The sequence below is a fragment of the Dietzia sp. UBA5065 genome (assembly GCA_002415925.1).
In the GTDB taxonomy this organism is placed as follows: domain Bacteria; phylum Actinomycetota; class Actinomycetes; order Mycobacteriales; family Mycobacteriaceae; genus Dietzia.
In genome coordinates this window covers 876-4,585 of the sequence record DIAZ01000171.1, presented here as the reverse complement: position 1 = coordinate 4,585, position 3,710 = coordinate 876, and the positions used below count along the sequence as shown (strand labels likewise).

Below are 3,710 nucleotides of genomic sequence, written 5' to 3'. Positions count from 1 at the left end.
GCAGCAGTTCGAGGCGATCACCTGCAACGTGCAGTCGACCTCGGACGTCGACGCGCTCATCACCGGTGCCGCCGAGAAGCTCGGCCGGATCGACGTGCTGGTCAACAACGCCGGGTTCGGCGGCGAGGGCGAGCTCGTCGACATGACCGACGAGGACTGGGACCGCGTCCTGGACATCACCCTCAACGGCACGTTCCGCGCCACCCGCGCCGCGCTGCGGTACTTCCGCGACGTGCCCCACAACGGGGTGATCGTCAACAACGCCTCCGTCCTGGGCTGGCGTGCACAGCGGGCCCAGGCCCACTACGCCGCCGCCAAGGCCGGCGTCATGGCGCTGACCCGCTGCTCGGCCATCGAGGGGGCGGACTTCGGCGTGCGGATCAACGCGATCGCACCGTCCATCGCGCGTCACGCGTTCCTCGAGAAGTCGGCCTCGGCGGAGTTGCTCGACGAGCTCGCCTCAAAGGAGGCCTTCGGGCGCGCGGCGGACGTGTGGGAGGTGGCCGCGACCATCGCGATGCTCGCGAGCGACTACACCACCTATCTCACGGGTGAGGTCATCTCCATCTCCTCGCAGAGAGCCTGAGCTGACAGCAGTGGACGGTCGCCCATCTCACCGCTGGTGGGGAGGATGTCCGCAGGCGGTCGGACCCATTCCGGTCACGGTCCGTGGCAAGGAGATCCTTATGTCCGGCTCAGGTCGATAATCGGGTGCAGCCACCCAGCCGAGCCGAGGCTGGTCCGGACGTCAGGAGCCTGGCATGGATATCAGTGACATCGTGTACGACCTCGCGGATGACGTGTGGGGGTCGGCGGACGACATCTCACCCGAAGGGTCGATCGGAAACGTGATCGGCGGGGTGCTCAAGATCCCCGGGAACCTTCTGTACTTCATCGGCGACATCCTCTGGGACTTCGGGTCCTGAGACCCGCCGCGCCCCGCCCACCAAGGAGAAGACCATGCTCAGCGATTTGCTGCACGACGCCCACGAGGCGATCGACGGATCCGTCAGTGACCTCACCCTGCCCGAGAGTTCGGTCGGCGACGTGCTCAACGGCGTACTCCGCCTGCCCGCACGGCTGATCAGCCTGCTCGAGTACCTGTTGGAGGACTTCGGGTCCTGACCCCTAGGCCCGGCGGATCTTCTCGACCTGCCTGGCAAACACGTCCACGGCGGTGTCGCGGGCGGCGTCGGGCACCGGGCCGCCCGCGCCCGTCGCGGTGACGGACACCCCGACCCCCCGGACCACGCCGGTGATCATGAGGTTGCCGGTGCGGATCTCGGTCCCCATCATGGTCATCGTGCTGTCCTGCGAGACGGCGGCGAAGTCGGTCACGCCCTCCGGCGGATCGAGCGGCAGAAGCGTGTTCTGCGTGACGGACGCGACGTCGGCGCCCTCGATCGGGACCGTCACGGTCATGACGGGGCAGTCGGTGATCACCCTGTCGCGACCGGGGACCCCGTCGGTCACCGTGGTCACCGCCACCGCGTACGAGGTGTCCCCGGACCGGCCGGCCTGGATGGCCATCGCGCCGGGCCGGGCCTGGGCGAGGAAGGCGTCCTGGCTGAAGTCCGCGCAGTTCTCGGGCTCCACGCGCAGCCCGGCGGTGAGGGTCTCCAGGGAGTCGATGCCGCCGGTGAGTTCCTGGGGGGAGATCGGCGCGAGGCCGAGGTCCGGGGCGTCCTGCGCGGAGAGCACCAGCTGATCCATGGGCGTGGCCGGGGTGTCCGGGGCCGGCGGCTCCTGCCCCGGCGCGACCTCGGCCGCCGCCGACGAGGGGGGAGCGGCGGTCTCGTCGTCGTCCCCCTCCCCGCTCGCGCACGCGGCGAGGCTCAGGGCGAGGCCGAGCGCCGCGGACGCCGCGAGGACGCGGCGGCCGGGCCGGCGGGGTGGGCGCGTGGTGGAGGTCCGCATGCGGGGAGCCTAGACCACCTCCCCCGCGAGGCGGACCCGTACCTAGCAAGTGCTTGGTTGGTACCCTGTCCCCATGACCAGCACGACCAGACGTGAGGAGCTCCTGGCGATCGCCGCCGGGCTCTTCGCCGAACGCGGCCTGCGCGCGACGACCGTGCGCGACATCGCCGACGCGGCGGGCATCCTCTCCGGGAGTCTGTACCACCACTTCTCCTCCAAGGAGGCGATCGTCGACGAGATCCTCAGGGGCTTCCTCGACTCGCTCTTCGGGGACTACCGCAGGATCGTCCGGTCCGGCTCGCCGCCCCGGGAGACCCTCGAGGGGCTGGTCCACGCGTCCTTCGAGGCGATCCACCGCCACCGCGACGAGGTGGCCATCTACCAGGACGAGCTCAAGCACCTCCGCGGCAACCCGCGTTTCGAATACCTACGCGAGCGCAACACCGAGTTCCGCGACATGTGGACCGATGTCCTGAGGCAGGGCATGGACTCCGGCGAGTTCCGCGGCGACCTGGACATCCGGCTGACGTACCGCTTCCTGCGCGACACCGTGTGGGTGGCCGTGCGCTGGTACCGGCCCGAGGACCGATACGACCACGCGGAGATCGCGGACCAGTACCTCACCATCGTGCTCGACGGTCTGGCCGTCGAGTGACCTTCTTCACCCCATCCCGAGGAGACCAATGACCAGTGTGACCGGCCGCGAGGCCTATGTGATCGACGCAGTGCGGACGCCCGTGGGCAAGCGCGGCGGGACCCTGTCGGGACAGCACCCGGCCGACCTCGGCGCGCACGTCATCCGCGCGGTCGTGGAGCGGACGGGGATCGACCCCGAGGTGGTCGACGACGTGATCTTCGGCTGCGTGGACGCGATCGGGCCCCAGGCCGGCAACATCGCCCGGTCGGCGTGGCTCGCGGCCGGGATGCCGCTCGGCGTGCCCGGCACCACCGTGGACCGCCAGTGCGGGTCCAGCCAGCAGGCCATCCACTTCGGCGCCCAAGCGATCATGTCCGGGACCCAGGACGTGGTCCTGTTCGGCGGCGTGCAGAACATGAGTGCCCTGCCCATCTCCTCGGCCATGCTCGCCGGGCGCGAGTACGGCTTCGACGACCCGTTCACCGGGTCCACCGGGTGGGTCGAGCGCTTCGGGTCGCAGGAGATCTCGCAGTTCAACGGCGCCCAGATGATGGCCGACAGGTGGAACGTCTCGCGCCGGGAGATGGAGGAGTGGGCGCTGCAGTCCCACACCCGCGCCCGCGCCGCGATCGCCGAGGGCCGGTTCGCGGGCGAGTACGTCCCGCTGGCCGGGCTCGAGGCCGACGAGACCACCCGCGAGACCACCCTGGAGAAGATGGCCTCGCTGCCGGTCCTGGCCGAGGGGGGGTCGCTCACCGCGGCGGTGGCCTCGCAGATCTGCGACGGCGCGTCCGCCGGGCTCCTCGCGTCCGCCGAGGCGGTGGAGAAGTACGGCCTCACGCCCCGCGCCCGCATCCATCACCTCACCGTCCGCGGTGACGATCCGGTGATGATGCTCTCCGCGCCCATCCCAGCGACCAAGTGGGCGCTGGCCAAGACGGGCCTGTCGATCGACGACATCGACGTGGTGGAGATCAACGAGGCCTTTGCCCCCGTCGTGCTGGCGTGGATCAAGGAGACCGGCGCCGACCCGGCCCGCGTCAACCCCAACGGCGGCGGCATCGCGCTGGGTCACCCGCTCGGCGCCACCGGCGCCAAGCTGTTCGCGACCATGCTCAACGAGCTCGAGCGCACCGGCGGCCGCTACGGCCTGCAG

The 3,710-nt window shown here is 70.4% G+C and carries 6 protein-coding genes; 5 read left to right on the top strand and 1 reads right to left on the bottom strand.

Annotated elements, in window-relative coordinates; all coding sequences use genetic code 11:
- The 3 genes from B4M60_RS13990 to B4M60_RS13980 all read left to right on the top strand — a co-directional run.
- On the top strand, nt 1-586 hold a 586-nt coding region (locus tag B4M60_RS13990), incomplete at its 5' end, for an SDR family oxidoreductase (protein WP_291085297.1).
- Nucleotides 587-761: 175 nt separating this feature from the next.
- Nucleotides 762-926: a hypothetical protein gene (locus B4M60_RS13985; RefSeq protein ID WP_291085294.1), complete on the top strand. Its 165-nt coding sequence runs from the start codon at nt 762-764 to the stop codon at nt 924-926.
- A 34-nt stretch (nt 927-960) separates the two neighbouring features.
- Nucleotides 961-1,125 (top strand): hypothetical protein, encoded by a 165-nt coding sequence (locus B4M60_RS13980; protein WP_291085292.1) that lies wholly within the window; start codon nt 961-963, stop codon nt 1,123-1,125.
- Nucleotides 1,126-1,128: 3 nt separating this feature from the next.
- On the opposite strand, the gene B4M60_RS13975 is transcribed toward B4M60_RS13980, so the two are convergent.
- Nucleotides 1,129-1,917 (bottom strand): hypothetical protein, encoded by a 789-nt coding sequence (locus tag B4M60_RS13975; protein ID WP_291085289.1) that lies wholly within the window; start codon nt 1,915-1,917, stop codon nt 1,129-1,131.
- A gap of 73 nt (nt 1,918-1,990) precedes the next feature.
- Between B4M60_RS13975 and B4M60_RS13970 the strand changes: the two genes are divergently transcribed.
- Together B4M60_RS13970 and B4M60_RS13965 are read left to right on the top strand one after the other, a co-directional pair.
- Nucleotides 1,991-2,572, top strand: coding sequence for a TetR/AcrR family transcriptional regulator (locus B4M60_RS13970; protein ID WP_291085286.1), 582 nt, complete (start codon nt 1,991-1,993; stop codon nt 2,570-2,572).
- A gap of 28 nt (nt 2,573-2,600) precedes the next feature.
- Nucleotides 2,601-3,710: acetyl-CoA C-acetyltransferase (locus tag B4M60_RS13965; protein WP_291085283.1), on the top strand; the 1,110-nt coding region annotated here is incomplete at its 3' end.